This is a genomic window from Actinosynnema sp. NPDC059797, from assembly GCF_042732085.1.
Taxonomy (GTDB): domain Bacteria; phylum Actinomycetota; class Actinomycetes; order Mycobacteriales; family Pseudonocardiaceae; genus Actinosynnema.
Genome location: NZ_JBHWIE010000033.1, coordinates 1 through 22,745 on the forward strand (window position 1 = coordinate 1; position 22,745 = coordinate 22,745).

17 protein-coding genes are annotated in these 22,745 nt (G+C 72.4%); 8 read left to right on the forward strand and 9 right to left on the reverse strand.

Annotation, left to right across the window (positions count from 1 at the left end; genetic code table 11):
* Positions 1-175 precede the first annotated feature (175 nt).
* The 5 genes from ACFV4N_RS12100 to ACFV4N_RS12120 form a co-directional block, all read right to left on the reverse strand.
* Entirely contained in the window at positions 176-769 is a 594-nt protein-coding gene (locus ACFV4N_RS12100) for a GTP-binding protein (RefSeq protein WP_499672530.1), read from the reverse strand.
* Positions 750-1,121, reverse strand: a complete 372-nt coding sequence (locus tag ACFV4N_RS12105) for a DUF742 domain-containing protein (RefSeq protein WP_033431917.1) — start codon at positions 1,119-1,121, stop codon at positions 750-752. The genes ACFV4N_RS12100 and ACFV4N_RS12105 overlap by 20 nt, the downstream gene beginning before the upstream one ends.
* On the reverse strand, positions 1,121-1,558 hold the full coding sequence (locus ACFV4N_RS12110) for a roadblock/LC7 domain-containing protein (protein ID WP_380645755.1): 438 nt from the start codon (positions 1,556-1,558) through the stop codon (positions 1,121-1,123). Before ACFV4N_RS12110 ends, ACFV4N_RS12105 begins: the two co-directional genes overlap by 1 nt.
* Positions 1,559-1,602: 44 nt before the next feature.
* The gene (locus ACFV4N_RS12115; RefSeq protein ID WP_499672531.1) at positions 1,603-4,065 is read right to left on the reverse strand and encodes a sensor histidine kinase; all 2,463 of its coding nucleotides are present in this window, start codon (positions 4,063-4,065) and stop codon (positions 1,603-1,605) included.
* A gap of 215 nt (positions 4,066-4,280) precedes the next feature.
* Complete coding sequence (locus tag ACFV4N_RS12120) at positions 4,281-5,210, reverse strand: SMP-30/gluconolactonase/LRE family protein (RefSeq protein ID WP_499672532.1); 930 nt, start codon at positions 5,208-5,210, stop codon at positions 4,281-4,283.
* A 92-nt stretch (positions 5,211-5,302) separates the two neighbouring features.
* On the opposite strand from ACFV4N_RS12120, the gene ACFV4N_RS12125 reads away from it, so the two are divergent.
* Positions 5,303-6,538 (forward strand): hypothetical protein, encoded by a 1,236-nt coding sequence (locus ACFV4N_RS12125; protein WP_499672533.1) that lies wholly within the window; start codon positions 5,303-5,305, stop codon positions 6,536-6,538.
* Positions 6,539-6,797: 259 nt separating this feature from the next.
* Here the strand turns inward: ACFV4N_RS12125 and ACFV4N_RS12130 are convergent, their stop codons facing one another.
* Both ACFV4N_RS12130 and ACFV4N_RS12135 read right to left on the reverse strand, forming a co-directional pair.
* Positions 6,798-7,004, reverse strand: coding sequence for a hypothetical protein (locus ACFV4N_RS12130; protein ID WP_499672534.1), 207 nt, complete (start codon positions 7,002-7,004; stop codon positions 6,798-6,800).
* A 128-nt stretch (positions 7,005-7,132) separates the two neighbouring features.
* Entirely contained in the window at positions 7,133-9,892 is a 2,760-nt protein-coding gene (locus ACFV4N_RS12135) for an ATP-binding protein (RefSeq protein ID WP_499672535.1), read from the reverse strand.
* Positions 9,893-10,471: 579 nt separating this feature from the next.
* On the opposite strand from ACFV4N_RS12135, the gene ACFV4N_RS12140 reads away from it, so the two are divergent.
* On the forward strand, positions 10,472-11,743 hold the full coding sequence (locus tag ACFV4N_RS12140) for a nucleotide sugar dehydrogenase (protein WP_499672536.1): 1,272 nt from the start codon (positions 10,472-10,474) through the stop codon (positions 11,741-11,743).
* An 80-nt stretch (positions 11,744-11,823) separates the two neighbouring features.
* Positions 11,824-12,957, forward strand: coding sequence for a hypothetical protein (locus ACFV4N_RS12145; protein ID WP_499672537.1), 1,134 nt, complete (start codon positions 11,824-11,826; stop codon positions 12,955-12,957).
* Between the two features lie 151 nt (positions 12,958-13,108).
* Here ACFV4N_RS12145 and ACFV4N_RS12150 read toward each other — a convergent pair whose 3' ends face one another.
* Both ACFV4N_RS12150 and ACFV4N_RS12155 read right to left on the reverse strand, forming a co-directional pair.
* Positions 13,109-15,157 carry a tetratricopeptide repeat protein gene (locus ACFV4N_RS12150; protein WP_499672538.1) on the reverse strand — a complete coding sequence of 683 codons (2,049 nt, stop codon included), beginning with the start codon at positions 15,155-15,157 and terminating at the stop codon, positions 13,109-13,111.
* A 336-nt stretch (positions 15,158-15,493) separates the two neighbouring features.
* The gene (locus ACFV4N_RS12155) at positions 15,494-16,969 is read right to left on the reverse strand and encodes a PucR family transcriptional regulator (protein ID WP_499672539.1); all 1,476 of its coding nucleotides are present in this window, start codon (positions 16,967-16,969) and stop codon (positions 15,494-15,496) included.
* Between the two features lie 300 nt (positions 16,970-17,269).
* Between ACFV4N_RS12155 and ACFV4N_RS12160 the strand changes: the two genes are divergently transcribed.
* The 5 genes from ACFV4N_RS12160 to ACFV4N_RS12180 are packed head-to-tail and all read left to right on the forward strand — an operon-like array spanning position 17,270 to position 22,681.
* Entirely contained in the window at positions 17,270-18,142 is an 873-nt protein-coding gene (locus ACFV4N_RS12160) for an FAD binding domain-containing protein (protein ID WP_499672540.1), read from the forward strand.
* A gap of 2 nt (positions 18,143-18,144) precedes the next feature.
* Positions 18,145-18,639: a (2Fe-2S)-binding protein gene (locus ACFV4N_RS12165; RefSeq protein WP_499672541.1), complete on the forward strand. Its 495-nt coding sequence runs from the start codon at positions 18,145-18,147 to the stop codon at positions 18,637-18,639.
* Complete coding sequence (locus tag ACFV4N_RS12170; protein WP_499672542.1) at positions 18,636-19,994, forward strand: 8-oxoguanine deaminase; 1,359 nt, start codon at positions 18,636-18,638, stop codon at positions 19,992-19,994. The genes ACFV4N_RS12165 and ACFV4N_RS12170 overlap by 4 nt, the downstream gene beginning before the upstream one ends.
* A gap of 26 nt (positions 19,995-20,020) precedes the next feature.
* Entirely contained in the window at positions 20,021-20,449 is a 429-nt protein-coding gene (locus tag ACFV4N_RS12175; protein ID WP_499672543.1) for a hypothetical protein, read from the forward strand.
* A gap of 6 nt (positions 20,450-20,455) precedes the next feature.
* On the forward strand, positions 20,456-22,681 hold the full coding sequence (locus tag ACFV4N_RS12180) for a molybdopterin cofactor-binding domain-containing protein (protein WP_499672544.1): 2,226 nt from the start codon (positions 20,456-20,458) through the stop codon (positions 22,679-22,681).
* Positions 22,682-22,745 lie beyond the last annotated feature (64 nt).

Here is a 22,745-nt window from a genome sequence, read left to right on the forward strand (position 1 = left end):
CTCGGGGGTCGCGGGCCCGATTTCTTCCGCTGGAACGTGCCCCGCCCGGGCGCGGGTTTCGCCACTGGGTTCGCGGTCGGTTCCGAGTTCCTGTCCCGGTCCCCGGTGCGCCAAGCCGGCAGGCGTTCCCCGCCGACGGGCGCCGCGGTGCGGCCCGGAGCGCCCGGCGGTCCTCTCAGGCCATCGCGTCGAGCCGGTCCATCGTGTGCTGGATCAGGCTGACCAGCACGGTCTTCGACGACTCGCGGTCACGCGCGTCGCACAGCACCAGCGGGATGGCGTCGTCGACGTCCAGCGCCCGCCGGACCTCCTCCACGCCGTACTGGTGCGCGCCCTCGAAGCAGTTCACCGCGATGATGAACGGGATGCCCCGCCGCTCGAAGAAGTCGATCGACGGGAAGCTGCTGTCGAGCCGGCGGGTGTCCACGAGGATCACCGCGCCGATCGCGCCGTAGGCCAGCTCGTCCCACATGAACCAGAAGCGGTTCTGGCCCGGCGTGCCGAACAGGTACAGCACCACCTCGGGGTTGATCGTGATGCGCCCGAAGTCCAGGGCGACCGTGGTGGTCTCCTTGTTCTCCAGGCCGACGACGTCGTCGACGCCGACACCGGCCTCGGTGAGCAGTTCCTCGGTGTGCAGCGGCGGGATTTCGCTGACCGAGTTGACCAGCGTCGTCTTGCCGGTGCCGAAACCACCGGCGATGACGATCTTGACAGGGGTGGGGACCAGCAGTTCCCCACCCGGCCGCTCAGATTCCACGGACACCATCCAGCACTGCCTGCAACAGGTTCCGGTCCGGTACCACCGGAGCTCGGGAGGGGTCTCGGATCACGACGTCACCGCGCTGGATGAGGTCGCTCAACAGCACCTTGACGACCACCAGGGGCACGTCGAGGTAGGCGGCGACCTCCGCCACGGACAGCGGCCGCCGGCACAGCTCCATGATTTCGAGGTGCTCGACCGACAACGAGTCCGGGTCGGACGGCGAGGGCATCGCCCGCACCTGCGTGACCAGGTGCAGTTCCGGGCGCAGCGGCCGGGTGCGGCCGCGCACCATCGCGTACGGCCGGACCAGCGGGCCGGCCGCCTCGTCGTACCACCAGTCCTCGCGGCCGTTCATCAGGACGACCTGCGGGCAGCGGGCAGGCTCGCCGCGGCGGTGCCGCGCGGCGCGGACGACAGGTAGGTGCCGACCCGCTTGACCAGCATGTTCATCTCGTAGGCGATCATGCCCATGTCGGAGTCCTCCTCGCCGAGCACGGCCAGGCACGCGCCGTGCCCCGCCGCGGTGACGAAGAGGTAGGCGTGCTCCATCTCGACGATGGTCTGCCGCACCGCGCCGCCGCCGAAGTGCCGCCCGGTGCCGCGGGCGAGGCTCTGGAACGCCGAGGCCATGGCCGACAGGTGGTCCGAGTCGTCCTTCGACAGACCGGCCGAGCGGCCCAGCAGCAGACCGTCCGCCGAGAGGACCACGGCGTGCCGGGCTCCGACCACGCGTGTGACCAGGTCCTCCAACAACCAGTTCAGTTCGTTGTGCTGGCTGGCCATGTCGTTCATCGGTATGCCTTTCCGGTTTCCAGTCGTCCGGCCACTGCTGCTGGTCAGGGTTCGAGGTCCTCACCTGTGCGACGGGCGTCGCGCGTGCCCCGTTGGAACGCCGACAGGCCCTTTCGGACCCGGTCTGCGGACTTCTCGGGATCGACCTCGGCGAGCGGTTCGGGCGAAGGGTGGAAATCGTTGCGCACCAGTTGCGGCGCGAGGTTCTGCTGCCTGCGCCTGCGGGGCAGTTCGGGCCGGCCGGCGGCACCGGCGGTCGGCTTCGGTTCGGCGTCGGGCCACGCCTCGGCCCGGTTGCGCTGCGGCAGTTCCAGCTCGCCACTGCGCTGCGACAGGTCGAGCCCGCCGCTCATCCGCTCGACCTCGGGGAGGGGATCCGGGGCGGGCGGCGCGGTGTTGACGTGGTTGTTGTTGGTCGTGGCACCGGCGTTGGCCGCGGCCTCCGCCTGGGCCCAGAAGCCTTCGAGGTCTCGGGAGGTGTCGGGAAAGCCGGCGTCTCGCACTGGGTCGTCGCCCTGCTCCGGGATGTCGTGATAGGGGCGGCGGGGCAGCTGCCGCGTCTCGGCGGGCTCGGTCACCGTGCTGGGGCCCGCGACGATCGAGGACGGGATGAGCACGAGCGCCAGCGTGCCGCCGTAGGGCGACTCGCGCAGCTCGACGTGGATGCCGCGGCGGGCGGCCAGCCTGGCGACCACGAACAGGCCCAGGCGGGACTCGCCGCGCAGGCGCATCGCGTCGAACTCCGGCGGGTCGGCCAGCATGGCGTTGTGCTGGTCGCGGTCCTCCGGGTTGATGCCGAGGCCGTGGTCCTCGATCTCCACCACGATGCCCTGCGGCACCTCGCTGGCGTGGACCTGCACCTGGGACCGGGGCGAGGAGAACGCGGTGGCGTTGTCCACCAGCTCGGCGATCAGGTGGATGGTGTCGGCGACGGCCGCGCCCACCAGCGCGGTGTCCGGCACCGGGTTGACCTTGACCCGGACGTACTGCTCGGTCTCGGCCACGCCGGCGCGCAGCACGTCGAGCAGCCGCACGGGCTTGCGCCACTGCCTGCCCGGCTGCTCGCCCGCCAGGATGATCAGGTTCTCGGCGTTGCGGCGGGCGCGGGTGGCCAGGTGGTCGAGCTGGAACAGCGCGTCGAGCTGCTCGGGGTTCTCCTCCTCGCGCTCCAGCTTGTCCAGGATCTTCAGCTGGCGGTGCACCAGGCCCTGGTTGCGGTGCGCGATGTCGAGGAAGACCCGGTTCACGCCCTCGCGGGCCTGGCTCTCCTTGACGGCCGCGGCCACGGCGGTGTACTGGGCGGCGTTGAACGCGTCGGCCACCTGGCCGATCTCGTCGCTGCCGTAGTCCAGCGGCGGCACCTCGACCTCGACGTCCACGTGCTTGCCCTCGCGCAGCCGGTCGACGATGTCGGGCAGGCGCTCGTGGGCCAGGGTCAGCGAGTCCTTCTTCAGCGACGCCAGGCGCGTGATCAGGGCCTTGTTGACCAGGCGGTTCGACGTGCGGATGGCGATCAGGATGCCGATGATGACCGCGAGCAGCGCGATGAGGCTGCCGACGATCACGGTCCGGAACTTGCTCTCGCCGCGCGACATGGTGACCCCGACGGCGCTGGTGGCCTGCTCGCTGACCAGCGCGGTCAGCTCGGCCGAGATCGGGCCGCTGACGTTCTGCCACTCCTGGAGCGAGCCCGCTTCCAGCGGCCGGTCGCCGTTCTGGACCAGCCTGCCCTCGAACTCGATCAGGCGCTTCCACTCGTCGCCCTCGACCATGAACCGGTAGTGCTCGCGCACCTCGGGACGTGCGTGGGGCTCGTTCGACTCGAAGGAGGAGTGGTAGGCGCCGACCAGGCTGGCGAACTCGACGTGCTCCTCGGGCGCGAACCGCCCGGCGGCCAGCGCGCCCGAGGCCAGCGAGGTGGCCCGGGACATCCAGTCGGATGCCTTGAAGTAGTCGGAGGCGGTGATGGCGCCCTTCATCGACTCGGCGTCGGGCACCACGCGCGCCTGCACGCTGAACAGCGCGTCACCGGCGTCGAGCACGCTGTTGTAGTACGTGTAGATCTCGGCCTTCGACGCGCGGCCCGCCGCCAGCGCGGAGCGGCGCTGCGGCAGCTGGTCCACCAGCGCGTTCAGCGCGTTGATCCGCTCGACGATCTCCGGCGGGGCCTGCGAGGCCAGCTCGGTGAACGCGGCCCGCATCTCGGTGACCGCGCGGTCGGTGTTCCGCTGCTGGGCCTCCAGGTCGCTGGTGCCGGCGTCCGGCAGGGCCAGCGCCGTCATGCTCAGCTCGCGTTCCTTCTGGAGCGAGGCGAAGGTCTGGACGGCCGGGATCGAGGCGTCCCGCACGCCCTGCGCCACCGCCCGCAGGTAGAAGCCGTCGAAGACGGTGTAAGAGGAGAACAGGGCCCACATGATGAGCAGGACGATGCTGGGGACGACGACGACGCCGGTGAGTCGCGAGCGGATCGTCTTGTAGTTCGTCTCCGTGGTGCTCTTCTGCTTCACAGCACTCCGCAGCCTCGTCCAGGTACCAGGTCAGGCGCAGCACTAGGGGCGCTGTCTCTTCGTTCACCCGATCCGGCCACGGAACGGTAACACTAGAAGATCATTATTACGAAGAGACAGCGATCACTCGCGCGACGCGACGATGAGGTTACCTAGTCGAGTGACACCCCGAACAGGGGGCCGATGTGAACTTCTCTTGATCGGCCCCCTGACTTTCACGCCTGGGGAACGGAAACCGCGTCGTACGTCGTCGTGGGCGTGGGAGGGGTGGTGAAGCGGGCGTTCGGCAGGTACAGGCGGTGACCGAACGAGGCCACCGTGGTCGGCACGTCGAACCGCGGGTCAGTGATCTTGGTCACCAGCGCGCCGCGGGCGCCGTCCCTGGCCAGCGTGAAGACGGCCAGCGTGTTGAGGCGGTTCTGCACCACGTAGAGGGTGCGGCCCTCGACCAGCAGGCCGTCACCGTTGGTCAGCACCTCGCCGCCCAGGTCCACCACGCGGGTCGCGCCGGAGCGCTCGTCGACCCGGTGGAGTTGACCGGTGTTGCTCTGCACGATCAGCAGCGCTTTGCCGTCGGGCGTCTCGGCGATGCCGTTGGCGTTGTTCACACCCGGCGTCAAGGCGAAGTCCCCGCTGAGCGGAATGGCGGTGTGGGACTCGGGCAAGTCGCCGTGCCGGCCGAACGGGATCTTGTAGAGCACCGCCTTCCGCGAGTCGGTGAAGTAGGCGGCGTCATCGGTGATCACGACGTCGTTGACGAACGTGTTCGCGTCCTCCGCGAACCGATAAGACTTGAGGATCTTTCCCGTTCTCGCGTCGACAACGCGCCCGTCGCCCCCGGCGCCGCCGGCCACGAACAACCTCTTGCGCCGATCGACCTTCAACCCGACCGACGCCGTGCCGGGCCCCTGGCTGAACACCTCGCCGCGCCCGGTCCGCAGGTCGACGCGGAACAGGTCGCCGTCGGCGCGCGAACCGAAGTAGGCGGTGGGCGCCGCGCCGATCGCGATGCCCTCGGGCAGGAAGCCGTCCGGCAGGGGGAATCGGGTCGGGAACGGGTGCGCTTGCGCTGCGGCGGCGGGCGCGGCGGTGACCAGGGAGACCCCCAGCACCACGGCGGCCAGCGCACCGAGGGTGCGAGACATGACCACTCCTTACGGTTCGAGTCCGTCGCCGGAGTGTTCCGCGCTCCGGCGGGCCGGGAGAAGGCCCCACAGCGAACCGACAGGGAGGGCCGATGGGTGGCGACCGGTGGATCAACGGGCCGATCGGCGCGGGGGCGTCCCGCCGGATCACCAGGGAGGCGGCTCGAACGGCGCTGGTCCTGGTGCCGCACGTGGTGGCGGGCACCAGGCTGGCCGACCTGCTCGCGCTGTTCGAGGGTGACGAGAGGGTGCAGGTGCTGTTCACCGTGCCCGACGACGACGGCGCCTGGTCCGGCGCCGCCGAGTACGCGCGGGACCTCGGCGGGCTGGTCGTGCCGTGGTCGCAGGCGGTCCGGCACGAGTTCGACCTGGTGCTGGCGGCCAGTTTCCGGTCCGTGGACCGGGTGCGCGGCCCCGTGCTGGTCGTGCCGCACGGAGCGGGCCTGGCCAAGTCCCGCCTGCGCCCCCGGCGGGGCGGTCCCGCGCCGGTGCACGGCCTCGACCGGAGCCTGCTGGTCCGCGACGGGCGCGTGGTCGCTGCGGCGCTCTGCCTGGGCCACGACACCGAGCTGGACCTCCTGCGCGGGTCCTGCCCGGAAGCCGTCCCGAAGGCGGTGGTGACCGGCGACATCTGCCTGGACCGCATGGTGGCGAGCGCCCCGCACCGGGCGGAGTACCGACGCGCCCTCGGCGTGCCCGACGACCGGTCGCTGTTCACGATCAGCTCGACGTGGACCACCCGCTCGGTGTTCGGCGCGCACCCCGGGGTGTACCGGTCGCTGACGCGCGAGGCGGCCGAGCACGGCGACCGGGTGGCCGCCGTGCTGCACCCGAACGCCTGGGCCGTGCACGGCCCCTGGCAGATCCGCTCGTGGCTGGCCGACAGCCTGCGCGCCGGCCTCGTGCTGGTGCCGCCGGAGGAGGGCTGGCGGGCGGTGGTCGTGGCGAGCGACGCGGTCCTGGGCGACCACGGCTCCACCACCCAGTACGCCGCCGCCCTCGGTCGGCGCACGGCGCTCGTCCCACCGCTGGAGGAGTTGCGGCCCGGGGGTCTCGCCGACCTGCTGCTCGGGACGGCGTCGCGGTTCGACCCGGGCACCTCGCCGAGGCGGCAACTGCTCCGGGCGCCCGACGACCACCGGGAGTTGGCGGGCGCGATCAGCTCACGCCCCGGGCAGGCGGCCACGCTGGTGCGGCGGACCGCGTACCGCCTGCTCGACCTGCCGGAACCGGCGTGGCCGGCGCCGAACGACCCCGTTCCCGCGTTCCACCCGGCGCCGGGACCCCGGGTTCCCGGCACTCCTCGGCAACGCGCGAGCACTACCTGACACGCCAGCAAATCGTCTCAATAGGAGACCCGCTGTGACCAGGCGGAAAGCACAAATTCCATACCGTCGGGGATACCTTCGACCAAACATCACCCTAAAGTGTGACAGCAGTAACGCGGCGCGCCCCTTGTACGCGGCGCGTCCATCAAGCCATGCTGCAAATGCACATAAGTGTGCCCGGTTCGGGTTAGCCCCGAACCGGGCACTATGTGCTATGTGGGAGGGTCCGCCGATCGATGATCAGCGGCTCACTGAATATTCAACCCCACAACATCGACTGGGAACTCGGTCCGGACTGAGAGACGGTCGCCGGGGTGCTGGTCGGTTGCTTCAAGGCGGTGGTCGCGCATGCAGGCGTGGCCACCGCCGTCATCAATGTGAGTGCGAGCACCGTGAAAGCGACCAGGCGCTTGGCGCGCCGCCCCTCCGGTACCGCTCGCACCACCTCATTTTCGTTGTTGTGCACGGCGTGATCATGTCAGGGCGGGACGACGACCGGACGAGCGCCCCTACTCCACGTGCACCGATCCACTTGAACCAGGTGACTCCGTCATCCCGGCGTGTAAGCCGCGGTGCAGTCCCCGAGATGCCCGCTCATGTCCTGGGTGTATCAACACCACGAACGAGGGATGGGTGAGATGCAATATCGGATGACCTGCTCTGCGGCAAGTCGGGTTCAACCCATTCATCCAGGTGTGCCCGGATTCCACTCGCACGCGAATCCTTGAGGTCAGAGTACAACTCGTAGGCCGCTGTCCAGCACTCGCGTGCGGCGCCGTGCCGGCCCTGCGCCCACCGCACCTGCCCCAGGATGTCCTGCGCGCCCGCTTGGCGGAGGAAGTCTCGGGCCTGCTTGGTCAACGCGACGGCCCTCTCGGCGTGGAACTCCGCCTTCTCCAGGTCCCCGAGGTCGCGGTGCACCGCGGCGAGCGTGGTGCTCGTCTGCCCCTCCAGGGCGATCTCCCCTGCCTGGCGCAGCATCACCAGGGCGCGGTGCGCGAGGGTCAGCGCGCCGAAGTGGTCCCCCTGCTCGCGGTGGGCCGCGGCGAGGGAGGCGATCGAGGTGCCGATGCCGCCGATGTCCCCTATGCGTTCCCGCAACGACCACGCCTGGTGGAACTTGGCGATCGCGTCCTCCAGTCGGCCTCCCAGCCGCATCGCCTCGCCCATCCGGTGCAGGATCCCGGCCTCCGTGTCCGCGCTGCCCAGCTCCTCGGCGACCGTCAGCGCCTCCTCCAGGGTCCTCAGGGCGCCGGGGACGTCACCGATCGCGGCGCGGCGCTCACCCATGTTGCGCAACACCGTCGCGATGCCGATCGCGCTGCCCATCTCGACGAACATCCGGTGCGCCCTGCGGTAGCACTGCTCGGCCTCGTCGTACTCGTGGAAACGGGCGTGAGCCAGGCCCAGGTTGCACAGCGTCCCCGCCGCGGCGAACTCGTCGTCGACCGAGATCGCGGCATCGACTGCCACCCGCATCCCTTGCAGGACCTCTTCCTTGAAACCCAGCCGCATCATGACCTCGCCGATGCAGTTGAGCAGTCGCCACAGGTGCTCCTGGAAACCGCGGGCTCCGGCGAACTGGATGACGGCCGCCAACTCGGCCCGCTCCCGACCGCACCAGTCCACGGCGGCCTCGACGTCGGTGAACTCCAGCGGGTCGATGTCGCTCGACGCCGCGAGCATCGGGACCCGCAGCCGCGAGGTGAAGATCATCCGGTCGGCGCGGTCGCAGGTGTGCAGGTACCAGTCCAGGAGCCGGCGGGCCGCGAGGTCGCGCTCGTCCTCGCTCTCGTCCTCTTCGACGCGTTCGCCGGCGTAATCCCTCAGCAGGTCGTGGAACGCGTACCTGTTGCCCTCGCGGGCTTCCAGCAACCTGGCCCACACCAACTGCTCGAGCTGGTCGCGCACCTCCCGTTCGGGCAGACCCGCCAGCGCCGCCGCCGCCTCGCGCTGGAGCACCAGCCCCGGGTAGAGCCCCAGCAGGCGGAAGAGCCTGCGAACATCCGCGCTCAACGCCCGGTACGAGCAGTCGAACACCGCGCTGAGCGGGACGATCGCCGACGACCTGCCGGCCTTCAGGCCGAGCACCGCACCGCGTGCGCGCAGCTGGACGGCGAAGTCGCCGAGCGGTTTGCCGGGTTGCGCGGCGATGTACTCGCCGATGACCCCCAGGGCGAGCGGGATGCCACCGGCGAGAGCGGCGATCTCGTCCACCGCGTCGGGTTCGGCGGACGCCCGGGAGCCCAACCTGTCCCGCAACCAGCCGACCGCGAGTTCCAGGTCCAGGGGCGCGACCGTGAAGCAGCGGGCACCGTGGCCGAGCGCCAGGTCGCTCAGGCGCAGCCGACTCGTCACCACCACGACGGAACCCGACAGGATCGGCAGCAGGCCGCGCACGTGGTCGGCGTCGGCGGCGTTGTCCAGCAGCACGAGCAGCCGCCGCGTGGACAGCACGTCCCGCAGCTTGTTCCGACGTGCCTCCGCCGTGGGCGGGCAGTCCGCCGACACCTGCAACGCGTCGAGCAACCGGATGACCGCCTCCTCCTCGGTCACCGAGGGCCCGTCGCCGAACCCGTTGAGGTTGATGCACCACTGACCGTCCGGGAAGCGGTCGCGCACCCGGTGCGCCCAGTGCACCGCCAACGCGGTCTTGCCGACGCCCGGCAGGCCGTCCAAGGCGATCAGCCGGGGTTTCGGCCGGGTCGTGACCAAGGCGTCCAAGTCGGCGATCAGGTCGGCGTGCCCGGTGAACCCGTCGACGTCGTAAGGCAACTGGCGGGGCGAGATGACGATCCGGTCCGCGGCCCGCGGCTCCGGCTTCCTGCCGTTGGCCGCACCGAGCAGGTCGTTGTGGAACTCGCGGAGCTCCTCGGCGCGTTCCGGCGCACCGCCGGCCTTCGCGCGCTGGTAGTAGTCGTAGAAGTACTGGACCGCCTCTTCCTTGCGCCGCAGGGCGAAAAGGGCCTGGAGCCTGCGCTTCGCCAGCAACACGTCCGCGTCGTGGTCCACCTGCGCCGCTTTCGCGAGACGAAGCACCTCCTCGTACTCGCCCAGGCCGAGCAGCCCGTAGAGCAGGGCGTCGTGCGCCGAGAGCCAGTCGTCCCTGGTCGCCACCCGGCGCCAGTTCTCGGCCCGTTCGGTCTCCAGGTCGGCCAGCGGGCGTTCCTCCCACAACCGCAACGCGGATTCCACCAACGCGCACGCGCCTTCGGCGTCTCCCGCCCTGCCCATCCGCCGCGCGTCGCGCACGCTCTGCTGGAAGGAGTGGTAGTCGATGCTCGTCTCGTCCACGACGAAGCGGTACGCGCCGTCCTCGGTCTTGAGCTGTCCGGGCAGGTCGAGCTGTTTCAACGCCGCCCGTATTCGGGTGGTGTAGGTGGACAGGGTGGCAGCCGGGTCTCGGGGTGACTTGCCATCTCCCCAAACCCATTCCGCCAGATTGCGGACCGAAACCGCCCGACCGACGTTCAGGAGCAGGACGGCGAGGACTCCTCGCTCTTTCCGCGTGCCCCATTTGTGGGTAAAACCACCAGCCGTGCGCACACGCGTCAGCCCGAGGATCTTGAAATCCATGGTCACCAGCGCCACCCCTCGCTGGAGGCAATGATTCACCCCAGAGTCTGCCTGCGACCACCTGCCCGAGCCAGCACTTCATCACGTTCCGATACCTCGATGTGACAATCCGTAGTCCAGTCGGCGTAACCCTGGGCCGCCACTGCCACGAAAGTGTCCTGAAAGACCGATGAAAGTCCACCGAGGGCCGTGCACGTGCACGTGCAACCACATTCAGGGAAATGATCAAGGCAACCGCGCTGAGCAAGCGTTTTGCCTATCCGTCCGTCCGGTGAACCGGATCCGACAACGGCCGCCCGCACGCTGGCACCAGCCGCCCGGCGGGATGGACCCGCACGGGCCGCGCTGGAGGTTTCAATGGCTTCTCCCGAGGTGGTGGTGGTCGGTCTCGGGTTCACCGGGCTGCCGACCGCGGTGGCGGCGGCCAGGGCCGGGATGCGCGTCGTCGGCCTGGACAACTGCGCGCGGCGGGTCGCGGACGTGCTCGACGCGCGGCCGGGCTCCGGGTTGGGCACGGTCTCGGAGGACGTGCTCGGTGACGTGCTGGCGAGCGGGCGGTTGGTGGTGCGCGACATCGTCTCCGGCGTGCCGGAGGGCGACGTCCACGTGCTGTGCCTGCCCACTCCCCCGGACCGTCGCGGCGGGGTGGACCTGCGCCCACTGACCCAGGCGCTGCGGGCGGTCGCCCCCGTCCTGCGCAGGGGTGACCTGGTGCTTCTCCAGAGCACGTGCCCTCCCGGCACGGTGGCGCAGTCCCTCGTCCCCCTGCTGGAGAAGCTCTCCGGGTTGCGTGCCGGCTCGGCGTTCCACGTGGCGTGCGCCCCGATGCGGATCGACCCCGGCAACCGGGTGCACGCGCTGACCTCCATCCCGCGGGTGGTCGGCGGTCACACCACGCGGTGCGCCCACCGCGCGGCCCAGTTCCTCTCGACGATGGCGCAGGACGTCGTGCACGTGACGAGCACGCGCGCCGCGGAGCTGGCCAAGCTGTTCGAGAACACCTTCCGGATGGTCAACATTTCCCTGGTCAACGAATTCGCGGGCGTGTGCCGGGCGTACGGGGTCGACGTGGCGGAGGTGCTCAAAGCCGCGGGCACCAAGCCGTTCGGCTTCCTGGGGCACCACCCCAGCGCGGGAGCGGGTGGCGACTGCGTGCCCGTGTCCGCGAGGTTCCTGTCCACCGCCGCGCGCCGCCGCGGTTTGCTGAGCCCGCTGGTCGACGCGGCGTTGGCCGTCAACGACGCGATGCCCGCGCACACCGTCCACCGCCTGCGCGAAGCCGTCGCGAGCATCGTCGCGAAGCCGCTGCGCGACTGTCGGGTGCTGGTGCTCGGGGTGACCTACAAGGCCGACACGCCCAACGTTCGGCAGTCGGCCGCCGTGGCGGCGTTGGAGGAGCTGCGCCGAGAGACGTCGGTCGACTACCACGACCCCTACGTGCCCGAACTGGTGCTGTCCGACGGTACCCGGTTGCGCCGGGCCGACTTCGACGACCGGGCCTTCGACTTCGCGGTCCTGATGACGCCCCACCGCCACTACGACGACCTGCCGCACCGGGACCTACCGGTGTTCGACTGCACGAGCGGGGAGCCGCATTTGGTCGTCGCGCGAGCCGAGGCGGCGGCGTGAGCGATCAGTGGATCAGAGGACCCATCGGACCGGACGCCGACCGGCGGGTCACGGTGGCCGGGTGCCGGACCGTACTGGTCATGGTCCCGCACCCGGCGGCGGGCACGCGGTTGATCTCGGACGTGGTGCCGTTGCTGCGCAACGACCCCCGGGTGCAGGTCGTGTTCTCCGTCACCGACACCGGGAGGTGGTGGCATGGCACCGAGGCGCAGGTGCACGCACGCGGCGGACTCGTGGTGCCCTGGCACCAAGCCACGCAGCACGACTTCGACCTGGTGCTGGCGGCCGGCTACAACGACCTCGACCAAGTGCGCGGTCCGGTGCTGCTGCTGCCGCACGGCGCGGGCGCCCTCGCGTCGCGCAAGTTCAGCAGGCACGCGGGTCGCGGCGCCCTGCCGCACGCCGGTCTGAGCCGGGAATCGCTCACGAGGCGGGGCAGGGTGCTGCCTGCCGCGATCGGCCTCAGCCACGAGGACGAGGTGGTCGCGCTGCGGTCGTCCTGCCCGGAAGCGCTGCACACGGCGGTCGTCGTGGGCGACCCGTGCCTGGACCGCATGGTCGCGAGCCTGCCCTTGCGGTCCCGCTACCGCGAGGCGTTGGGGGTGCCGGCGGACGGGCGGCTGGTGACGGTGAGCTCGACCTGGGCGCCCGACTCGGCCTTCGGCAGCCGGTCCTCGCTGTGCCGGGCTCTGCTGGAGCAGCTGCCCGTCGAGCGGTACCGGGTGGCGTTGGTGCTGCACCCCAACGTGTGGGCCGTACACGGGCGGTGGCAGGTGCGGGCCTGGCTGCACGACTGCATCGACGCCGGGCTGCTGGTGATCCCCCCGGAGGAGGGCTGGCGGGCCACCGTGGTCGCCAGCGACCACGTGCTGGGCGACCACGGTTCCACGACCCAGTACGCCGCCGCGATCGGGAAGCCGGTGGCCCTGGCGTCGTTCCCGGACGACAACGTCCGTCCCGGCAGCCTGGCCGACGCGGTCCGCCGGTACTGCCGCCTGGTCGACCCGGCGCTGCCGCTGCAGCCGCAGCTGCCCTCGGCCATCCCCGGCGACGGCGCGAGCCACCTGGCCGGCCTGGTGTCGTCGCGCCCCGGCGCCGCGGCGGCCGAACTGCGCCGAACCATGTACCGACTGCTGGGGTTGCCCGAGCCGCCGGGACCGGCCGTTGCCGAGGCCGTGCCCGTCCCCGAGCCGCTGCGACCGGAGCCGACGTGATGGCGTGGCTGGTGGTGGACGGTCTCGGTCCGGGCCTGCACCGGCTGGTCGTCGCCACCCCCGGTCATCGACCCGACCAGGTCGTGATCGGCGAGGTCGGTCGCGCCCGACCGGCGGCGCTGGGACTGGCCGACCTGGTGGTCGAGTTCCCTCACGGGTCGAGCCGGGCGAGCGTGACGCCGATCGCGGTGGCCTTCGGGTTTCCCGCGTGGGTGAACAGGCGCCGCGCCTCGGCGTAGCGCTCACGCGCCGCGGGGAGGTCGCCGCGGGCTTCGGCGACCTCCCCCGACAACAGCAGCGCCTCGGCCTCGTAGTGGGGTGAGCCGACCTGGCGGAGCAGGTCCAGCGCGGTCGCCAGGCGCGCCTCGGCGGCCGCGACCTCGCCCCGGCGCGCCGCGACCGCGCCCGCGGACATCAGGCACCTCGCCCTGCCGACGTGGTCGCCGAACCGGCCCATCGCCTCGGCCGCCGCGAGCAGTTCGGCCATGGCCTCGTCGGTCCGGCCCAGTTGGGCCAGCACCTCGCCGATCCGCCGGGCGCACAGCGCCTCGGCACGCGGCGGGCCGATGTGACGTCGAATGTCCCTCGCCCGGGTCAGGTGGGCCAGTGCGCGCTCCAGGTCACCTGCGCCTTGGGCCACTCCGCCGAGTTCGGTCAGCGCCACCGCCACGCCCTGGCGGTCGCCGTCCACCTCGGCGATGTCCAACGCGCGCAGGCCCTCGCGCTCGGCCTCCGGGAACATCCGCAGCCCTCCGTAGGTGTACGCGAGTTGCGCGCGCAGCTTCGCCTCGGCCGCGCGGTGACCGCTGCGGACCGCGGCCGGCACACCCAGTTCATGCACCGCGAACCAGTCGTCGTAGTGCCGGGCGTGCAGGAAGAAACCCCACATCGCTTCGCAGAACTGCCAGACGACGTCGTCGAGGCCGAGCGCGGCCGCGGCTCGGCACGCCTCGCGGAGGTTGGGCCGCTCGCGTTCCAGCCACGCCAGCGCGTCCTGCCGCGTCCTGAACTGCGAGCGCCGATCCCGGTACCGAGGCCCCACCCGGTGCCTGCTCGGCCGCAGGACCAAGTCGGCGTCCACCAGGCGGTCCAGGTACCACTCGACGACGCGGCGGAGGGCGGCGTCGCGTTCTGCGGGCGAGGTCCGGTCCGCTTGGCGGCGGGCGTGCAGCTTCAACAGGTCGTGAAAGCGGAACCGCTCGTCGCCGACCTCGGCCAGGAGGTTCTTCTCCACCAGGTGTTCCAGCACGGGTCCGACCTCGGGTGCCGGCTCGCCCGCGGCCGCGGCGGCTGCCTCGACGCCGAAGAACGCGCCGGGGTGCACGGCGCACAGCCGGTAGATCCGGGCGTGGGCGGGCGACAGGTCCGAATAGGACAGGTCGAGCACCGCCTCGACCGACACCTCGTCCAGCGTGAGGGTGGCCAGGCGCTCCGCCCGCAGCAAGCCGACCTCCTTGGACAACGAACGCTTGGGGTGGGTGGACAGGCGCGCCCCGATCACCGAGAGCGCGATGGGCAGGCCCGCGCACAGGCTCGCCAGTTCCCGGGCCGCGTCGGGCTCGGAGTTGACCCGCGGTCCCACAGCACGTTCCAGCAGTTCCAACGACGCCGACTCGTCGAACGCTTCCACCTCCACGAACCTGGCGCCGTCGACCGCCAGACCGCTCAACCGCCACCTGCTGGTGACCACGACCGCGCTGCGGGACGATGCCGGGAGGAGCGGGCGGACCTGCGCGGCGGACACGGCGTTGTCCAGCATCAGCGCGATGGCGCGGTCGGCTGTGGCGCTGCGGAACGCAGCCTGCCTCCGGGCCAGCCCCGGCGGGACCTCACCGGCGGGCACACCCAGCGCCACCAGGAACCACTCCAGCACCGCCTCGGGTGTGGCCGGGCCGTCCGCGGGGTGCGCGCCGAGGTCGGTGTAGAGCTGGCCGTCGGGGAAGAGCGATCGGTTGACGTGCAGCCAGCGCAGCGCCAGGGACGTCTTCCCCACCCCACCGGGACCGCTGACCACCACGACCGGCGCCTCCTCGGTGGCGAGCCAGCCGTCCAACGCCGCCAGCTCGTGGTGCCTGCTGGTGAAGAGCCTGGGGGCGGGCGGCAGTTGGTAGGGGATCACCGGCTCGGCGCGCGGGGCGTGGAAGTGCAGGTCACCGATACTGCCCGCCTGCACCACGGGTCCGTGCGCCGTCCCGGACACCACGTTTTCCCCATCCCGACGAATCACGCGTGCCCTCCCGTGCACTCACCGTGATTCGAGTGTCACAGAAATGACATGATCCATCACGTGACTACCGGGTGGTCTCGTGCGGCCGTTTGGCCGCCGGCACAGGTCCCGGGGTTCACGCCGGATGGCGGAGAGGCCGCGGGAAGGTCGCGGCGCGGGACAAGGGGACCGCCGCCACCGGGCGCATCGCCGACGCGGCCGACCGGTTCGGCTCGCGCCCGAGCGGTCGCAGCGGAGAACGGTGACGGACACGAGACGAACTGCCCGGCGACGAGGGCGAGGTTCAGTGCCCGGACTCCGCGTGCGCTCCTACCCCGCTTGCAGGGCGAGGTAGAGGTCCACGCGCTCGGCGAAGTTCGACAGGTCCACGCCCAGCAGCTCCTCGACCCGGCCCACGCGGTACCGCAGGGTGTTGACGTGGACGTGCAGCCGGGCGGCGGCCGTGGTCCAGGAGCCCGAGCAGTCGAGGAAGACCCTCAGGGTGCCGACCAGGTCCGAGCCGTGCGCGGCGTCGTAGTCCAGCACCGGGCCCAGCAGCCGGCGGCGCAGCGACCCGCGCAGGTCCTCCGGCACGCCGGCCAGCAGCAGCTGGTGCAGCGCGATCTCCTCGCCGGCCACCACGCACGTCCGGCCCTCGCGCCGCTCGCCCAGCCGCCGGGCGTGGGACGCCTCCTCCGCCGCGCCGCGCAGGCCGTTGTGCCCCGCCGGGGACGAGATGCCCACCAGCACGCGCGTGGTCCCCAGCCCCGGCTCCGCGGTCCGCAGGGCCGACCGCACGTCCTCGACCCACGGCCCGGCCGGCGCCAGCGCGTACACCTCGTCCTCGACGGTCGTCAGCAGGACCCCCGGCGCGACCGCCGCCAGCGCCTCCTCCAGCAGCGCCTCGACCCGGTCGACCCGCCCGTCCGACGCCGAGGCCGCCACCACCCGCAGCGGCGCGCCCGGGTCCCAGCCGACGGCCGCGATGCGGGCCGCCACGTCGCCTCCGGCCAGGACCTGCCGCAGCAGGGGGCCGGCGGCGCGGTTCTCGATCCGGCGCCCCTGCACGACCCGCGCCCGCTCCACGCCGACCAGGCTGGCCAGTTCGACGGCCGCCTCGTCGTCCGCGCGGTCGCCGGAGACGACCAGGATCCACGCGGTCAGCCGCTCGCCGCCGCGCGCGGTCACCGGGAGCAGCGTCACCCCGCGCACGGCCCGCGGCAGCCGGTCCGCCACCAGGAACTCCCGCACCAGGGCCGTCGCCCCCGGCAGGTCGGGGCCCGCGACCACGTGCCCGGTGCACGAGAGCACCCAGCACGACGCCCCCAGTTCCGCGGCCCCGACCTCGACCAGCTCCGACAGCCCGCCGCCCTCGGCGACCACGGTCAGCAGCCGCCGGTGCCTGCCCAGCTGGGCGCCCGCGTCGCCGACCCGCTCGGCCGCCAGCGCCAGCACCACCCGCTCGGTGATGGTCGCGAACGACAGGTCGACCGGCACCTCCAGCAGCGGCACGCCGTGCCGCTCGCACGCCTCGACGAGTTCGGCGGGCAGCTCCTCGGCTTCGGGCGGGCTGGCCGCCAGCGCGGCGACCCCGGACGCGGCCAGCGAGGAGACGAACCGCTCGCAGTCCCCTGCCGCGTGGTGCCACAGGAGCCCGGACAGCACCAGCTCGCCACCGGACAGGTACCGCGCGGGGTCCGGCAGTTCGGTGCCGTAGAGCCTGGTCACCGGTCGGTCGAGCAGGTCGGCGCCCACGACCGGGCGCAGCCGCAACTCGGGCATCCCGACCAGGTCCCGGATCCGCACCGCGCCCTCCTCGCCTCGGCCGAGCAGATCGTTACACCGGGGACATCTCCGCGCTTCACCGTCGTCCGATCGTGTTCGTAGGAAAGCACAAAACACGTCGTTGTAGGAGCCTGTGGGTTCATGCACCGCCGCCGTAGCCGATCATGCGCGCCGGTCTGTGTACTGGCCCTCTCACCCCCCGCACCCATCCGCCCGGTTCCGCACCGACCCGTCCTGTTCCGCATCGACCCGTCCTGTTCCGCACCGACCTGCACGGCCCCGCGCCGACCCGCACCGCGCAGCCGACCGCCGAGGTAGCCGATGGACTTCCTTCGCCCAGCCACCCTGGCCGAGGCGCTGAGCCTCAAGGCCCAGCGACCGGATGCCGTGCCCATCGCCGGCGGCACGGACGTGATGGTCGAGCTGAACTTCGACCACCGCAGGCCCGCCGCCCTGCTCGACCTGACCCGCGTCGCCGAGCTGCGCGAGTGGGACCTGGCCGACGGGTCGGCGCACGTCGGGGCGGGCGTGCCGTACACGCGGATCATCGAGGAGCTGGGCGACCGGCTGCCCGGTCTGGCCATGGCCTCCCGCACGGTGGGCTCGCCGCAGATCCGCAACCGGGGCACGGTGGGCGGCAACCTCGGCGCGGCCTCCCCGGCGGGCGACACGCACCCGGTGCTGCTGGCCGCGGGCGCGACCGTGGAGGTCGCCTCGACCCGCGGCACCCGGCTCATCCCGGCCACCGGGTTCTACCTGGGCGTGAAGCGCAACGCGCTGGAGCCCGACGAGCTGATCACCGCGGTGCGCGTGCCCGTCACGGGGGCGCCCCAGCAGTTCGCCAAGGTCGGCACGCGCAACGCCATGGTCATCGCCGTGTGCTCGTTCGCGCTGGCCCTGCACCCGTCACGGGGCGGGGTGGGCGCCGCCGTCGGCTCGGCCGCTCCCACCCCGCGCCGCGCGTCGGCGGCCGAGGACTTCCTGTCCGGTGAACTCACCTCCTCGGGTCAGTGGGAATCGCCCCGGCCGCTGCTCGACTCGGTGAAGCGGCGGTTCGGCGAGCTGGTCGCCGAGGCCGCGAGCCCCATCGACGACGTGCGCGGCACGGCCGCGTACCGCAAGCACGCCCTGTCCGTGCTGGCCCGCCGCGCCCTCGGCTGGGCCTGGCAGGACTACTCCGGGAAGGCGGCCTGACCATGCGCGTGGACGTGACGGTGAACGGCGAGCGGCGGCAGGCCGACGACGTGTGGGAGGGCGAGAGCCTGCTGTTCCTGCTGCGCGAGCGGCTGGGCCTGCCCGGCTCCAAGAACGCCTGCGAGCAGGGCGAGTGCGGCTCGTGCACGGTGTACCTGGACGACGTGCCGGTGTGCGCGTGCCTGGTCGCCGCGGGCCAGGCCCAGGACCGCGAGGTGCGCACGGTCGAAGGGCTCGCCAAGGGCGACCACGCCGGGCGCGCCGACGCGCTCGACCCCGTGCAGGAGGCGTTCGTCGAGGCGGGCGCGGTCCAGTGCGGCTTCTGCACCCCCGGTCTCGTCGTCGCCACCCACGACCTGCTCAACCGCGTCCCGCGACCCAGCGACCCGGAGATCCGCGAGGCGCTGGCCGGGAACCTCTGCCGCTGCACCGGTTACGAGAAGATCCTGGACGCGGTGCGGCTGGCGGCCGCCACCCGGGCGGGCGAGCGCCCATGACCCCGACGATCATCGACGGGGCCGCGGTGGCCACCGTCGACGCCGCCGGCACCGAGCACGCCTTCGGCCACGTCGTGGTCGAGGACGGCCGGATCACCGCCGTCGGTCCGGGCCAGGCGCCCAAGCCCACCGGGCCGCACACCTGGGTCGACGGCAGCGGCTGCCTGGTCACCCCCGGTCTGGTCAACACGCACCACCACCTCTTCCAGTGGGCCACGCGCGGCATCGCCCAGGACGCCACGCTGTTCGAGTGGTTGACCGCGCTGTACCCGGTGTGGCGCGGCCTGGACGCCGGCATCACGCACGCCGCGGCGGCCGCGGGCCTGGCCAAGCTCGCGATCACCGGGTGCACGACCGCCGCCGACCACCACTACGTCTTCCCCCGCGAGGGCGGGGACCAGTTCGAGGCGCTGGTGACCGCCGCCCGCCGCGTCGGGGTCCGCCTGCACGCCGTGCGCGGCTCCATGGACCGCGGCCGGTCGCAGGGCGGCCTGCCGCCGGACAACCTGGTCGAGGAGACCGAGGCCGCGCTCATCGCCACCGAGCGCGCCGTCAACGACCACCACGACCCCGCGCCCGACGCGCTGGTCCGCGTCGCGGTCGGCCCGTGCTCGCCGTTCTCGGTCAGCCGGGAGCTGATGACCGGCGCCGCCGAACTGGCCCGCGCCAAGGGCGTCCGCCTGCACACCCACCTCGCCGAGACCACCGACGAGGAGGAGCAGTGCCTGGCCGAGTTCGGCTGCACGCCCACCGAGTACGCCGAACGCCTCGGCTGGCTCGGTGACGACGTGTGGCTCGCGCACACCGTGCACCTGTCGCCCGACGCGGTGAAGCGGCTGGGCGCCACCGGCACCGGCTCGGCGCACTGCCCCACCTCCAACGGCCGCCTGGGCACCGGCATCGCCCCGGTCCGCGACCTGCTCGACGCCGGCGCGCCGGTCGGCCTGGGCGTGGACGGCGCCGCCTCCAACGAGTCCTGCGGCATGGTCGAGGAACTGCACCAGGCGCTCCTGCAAGCCCGCCAGCGCGGCGGCCCCCGGGCGCTGGACGCCCGCGAGGCGCTGCGGCTGGGCACGGCGGGCGGCGCGCGGTGCCTCGGCCGGGACGACGAGATCGGCTCGATCGAACCCGGCAAGCTCGCCGACCTCGCTGTGTGGCGGCTCGACGGCCTCGACCACGCGGGCATCGACGACCCGGTCGCCGCCCTGGTCCTGGGGCCGTTGCCGAAGCTCAGGCTCCTGCTCGTGGGCGGCCGGACCGTGGTGGACGACGGAGAGCTGCGCACCGCCTCGGAGACCGAACTCGCGCGTGACCTGCGAGCCGCTGCCGGACGGTTGAAGGAGGCTGCCCGGTGAGAGCGCGGTTGGTGACGAGTCGGCCGGTGGCAGGGTGGCTGGTAGCAAGCCGGCCGGTAGTTAGGCGGGTGGTCACCGGGCTGCTGGTGGCGAGGCGGCTGGTCGGTCGGCGGCTGATCGCGCAGCGCCCGATGGCAGGACCGGCGGCCACACGACGATCGGTCGTGCCGTGGCTGGTGGTGGGGCAGGCGGTCACCCAACGGTCGGGTACGCCGTGGCTGGTCGCGCGGCAGGCGGTCACCCAGCCGACTGACATGCCTTGGCTCGTGGCGGGGCAGCGGCTCGGCGGCTCGCTGGCACGCGGGTGGGAGGACGGGCCGGGGAGCGCGTTCGGGTCGTCCGCCATCGCGGGCGCGTCGGCAGGGCCGGCGCGGTGCGGTGCCCGGGCGCGCGGGGTGGCAGGAGTGCCGCAGGGCAAGGACGAGAGCGCCGGTGCGCACCAGGAAGGACGGTAGGACGCGATGAGCCTGACGCCCGCCGAACTGACCTCCTCCGTGGCCGGTGGCATCGGGGCCAGCCCGCAGCGGCCCGATGGGAACCTCAAGGTCCGCGGCGAGTTCGCCTACGCCTCGGACCTGTGGCACGAGGACATGATCTGGGGCGCGACGCTGCGCAGTCCCCACCCGCACGCCAGGATCCGGTCGGTCGACATCACGGCGGCGCTGCGGGTGCCCGGCGTGTACGCCGTGCTGACGCACCAGGACGTGCCGGGGCTGAACCTCTACGGCCTCGAGCACAAGGACCAGCCGGTGCTGGCCGAGGACGTCGTGCGCTACCAGGGTGAACCGGTCGCGCTCGTGGGCGCCGACCACCCCGAGACCGCGCGGCGCGCCATGGAGCGCATCGAGGTCGACTACGAGGTCCTGGAGCCCGTAGTGGACATGGAGACCGCGGTCGACGACACCCCGCTGCACCCCGGCGGAAACCTCGTGCGGCACGTGCCGATCCGGCGCGGCGACCAGGACGCGCGCGCCGAGGTCGTGGTCACCGGCCGCTACGAGGTCGGGATGCAGGACCAGGCGTTCCTCGGCCCCGAGTCGGGCCTGGCCGTGCCCGCCGAGGACGGCGGCGTGGACCTCTACATCGCCACCCAGTGGCTGCACGTCGACCAGGCCCAGGTCGCGGCGGCGCTCGGCCTGCCGCTGGAGAAGGTGCGGCTGACCCTCTCCGGTGTCGGCGGCGCGTTCGGCGGGCGCGAGGACCTGTCGATGCAGGTGCACGCGTGCCTGCTCGCGCTGCACACCGGCAAGCCGACCAAGATGGTCTACAACCGCGAGGAGTCGTTCTACGGGCACGTGCACCGGCACCCCGCGGTCCTGCACTACGAGCACGGCGCGGACCGCACCGGCAAGCTGGTGTACGTCAAGGCGCGGATCCACCTCGACGGCGGCGCGTACGCGTCCAGCACCGGCGCCGTGGTGGCGAACGCGGCGACGCTCGGCATCGGCCCGTACGAGGTGCCCAACGTGACCGTGGACTGCTGGGGCGTCTACACCAACAACCCGCCGTGCGGCGCGATGCGCGGGTTCGGCGCGGTGCAGGCCGGTTTCGCCTACGAGTCCCAGATGGACAAGCTCGCCGCCGCCCTCGGCGTGGACCCGGTGGACCTGCGGATCGCCAACGCGATGAGCGAGGGCTCGGTGATGCCGACCGGCCAGGTGGTCGACTCCGCCGCACCGGTGGCGCGGCTGCTGGAGCTGGTCAGGGACAAGCCGCTCCCCGCGAAGCCCGCCGCGGTCGACCTGCGCGACATGCCCGGCGGCGTCTCCAACACCACGCACGGCGAGGGCGTGGTGCGCGGTGTCGGCTACGCGGTCGGCATCAAGAACATCTGCTTCTCCGAGGGCTTCGACGACTACTCCACCGCGCGGGTCCGGCTCCAGGTGATCAACGGCGAACCGGTCGCGCTGGCGCACACCGCCGCGGTCGAGGTCGGCCAGGGCCTGGTGACGATCGTGCAGCAGATCGTGCGCACCGAGCTGGGCGTGGAGCGGGTGACGATCCTGCCCATGGACACCGGCATCGGCAACGGCGGCTCCACGTCGGCGTCCCGCCAGACCTACGTGACCGGCGGCGCGGTGAAGGCGGCCTGCGCGGCGGTGCGGGTGCGGCTGGCCGAGCTGGCGGGCGGCCGCGACCCCGCGTCGCTCGACCTGGCCGCGCTGCTCGGCGACGAGGTGGTCGAGGAGACCGCGGAGTGGCGGCACCGGGCCACCGAGCCGATCGACCCGGTGACCGGGCAGGGCAACGCGCACGTGCAGTACGGGTTCGCGGCGCACCGGGCCGTGGTCGACGTGGACACCGAGCTGGGCCTGGTGAAGGTGGTCGAGCTGGCCTGCGCCCAGGACGTGGGCCGGGCGCTCAACCCCCAGGCCGTCCTCGGCCAGATCCAGGGCGGTTCGGCGCAGGGCCTGGGGCTGGCGGTGATGGAGGAGATCCAGACCGAGGGCGGCCGGGTGCGCAACCCGTCGTTCACCGACTACCTCATCCCGACCGTGCTGGACATGCCGCCGATGACCATCGACGTGCTGGAGCTGGCCGACCCCCACGCGCCCTACGGCGTGCGGGGCGTCGGCGAGCCGCCCACGATCTCCTCCACCCCGGCCATCGTCGCCGCCGTCCGCGCGGCCACCGGCCGGGACCTGCCCCGCGTGCCCGTGCGACCGGAGCACATCACCGGCACCTGACCACCCGCGCCGTGACGCGCACGACCCGAGCAGCCACCGGACCAGCTCGCCCAGGCGCCGCCAC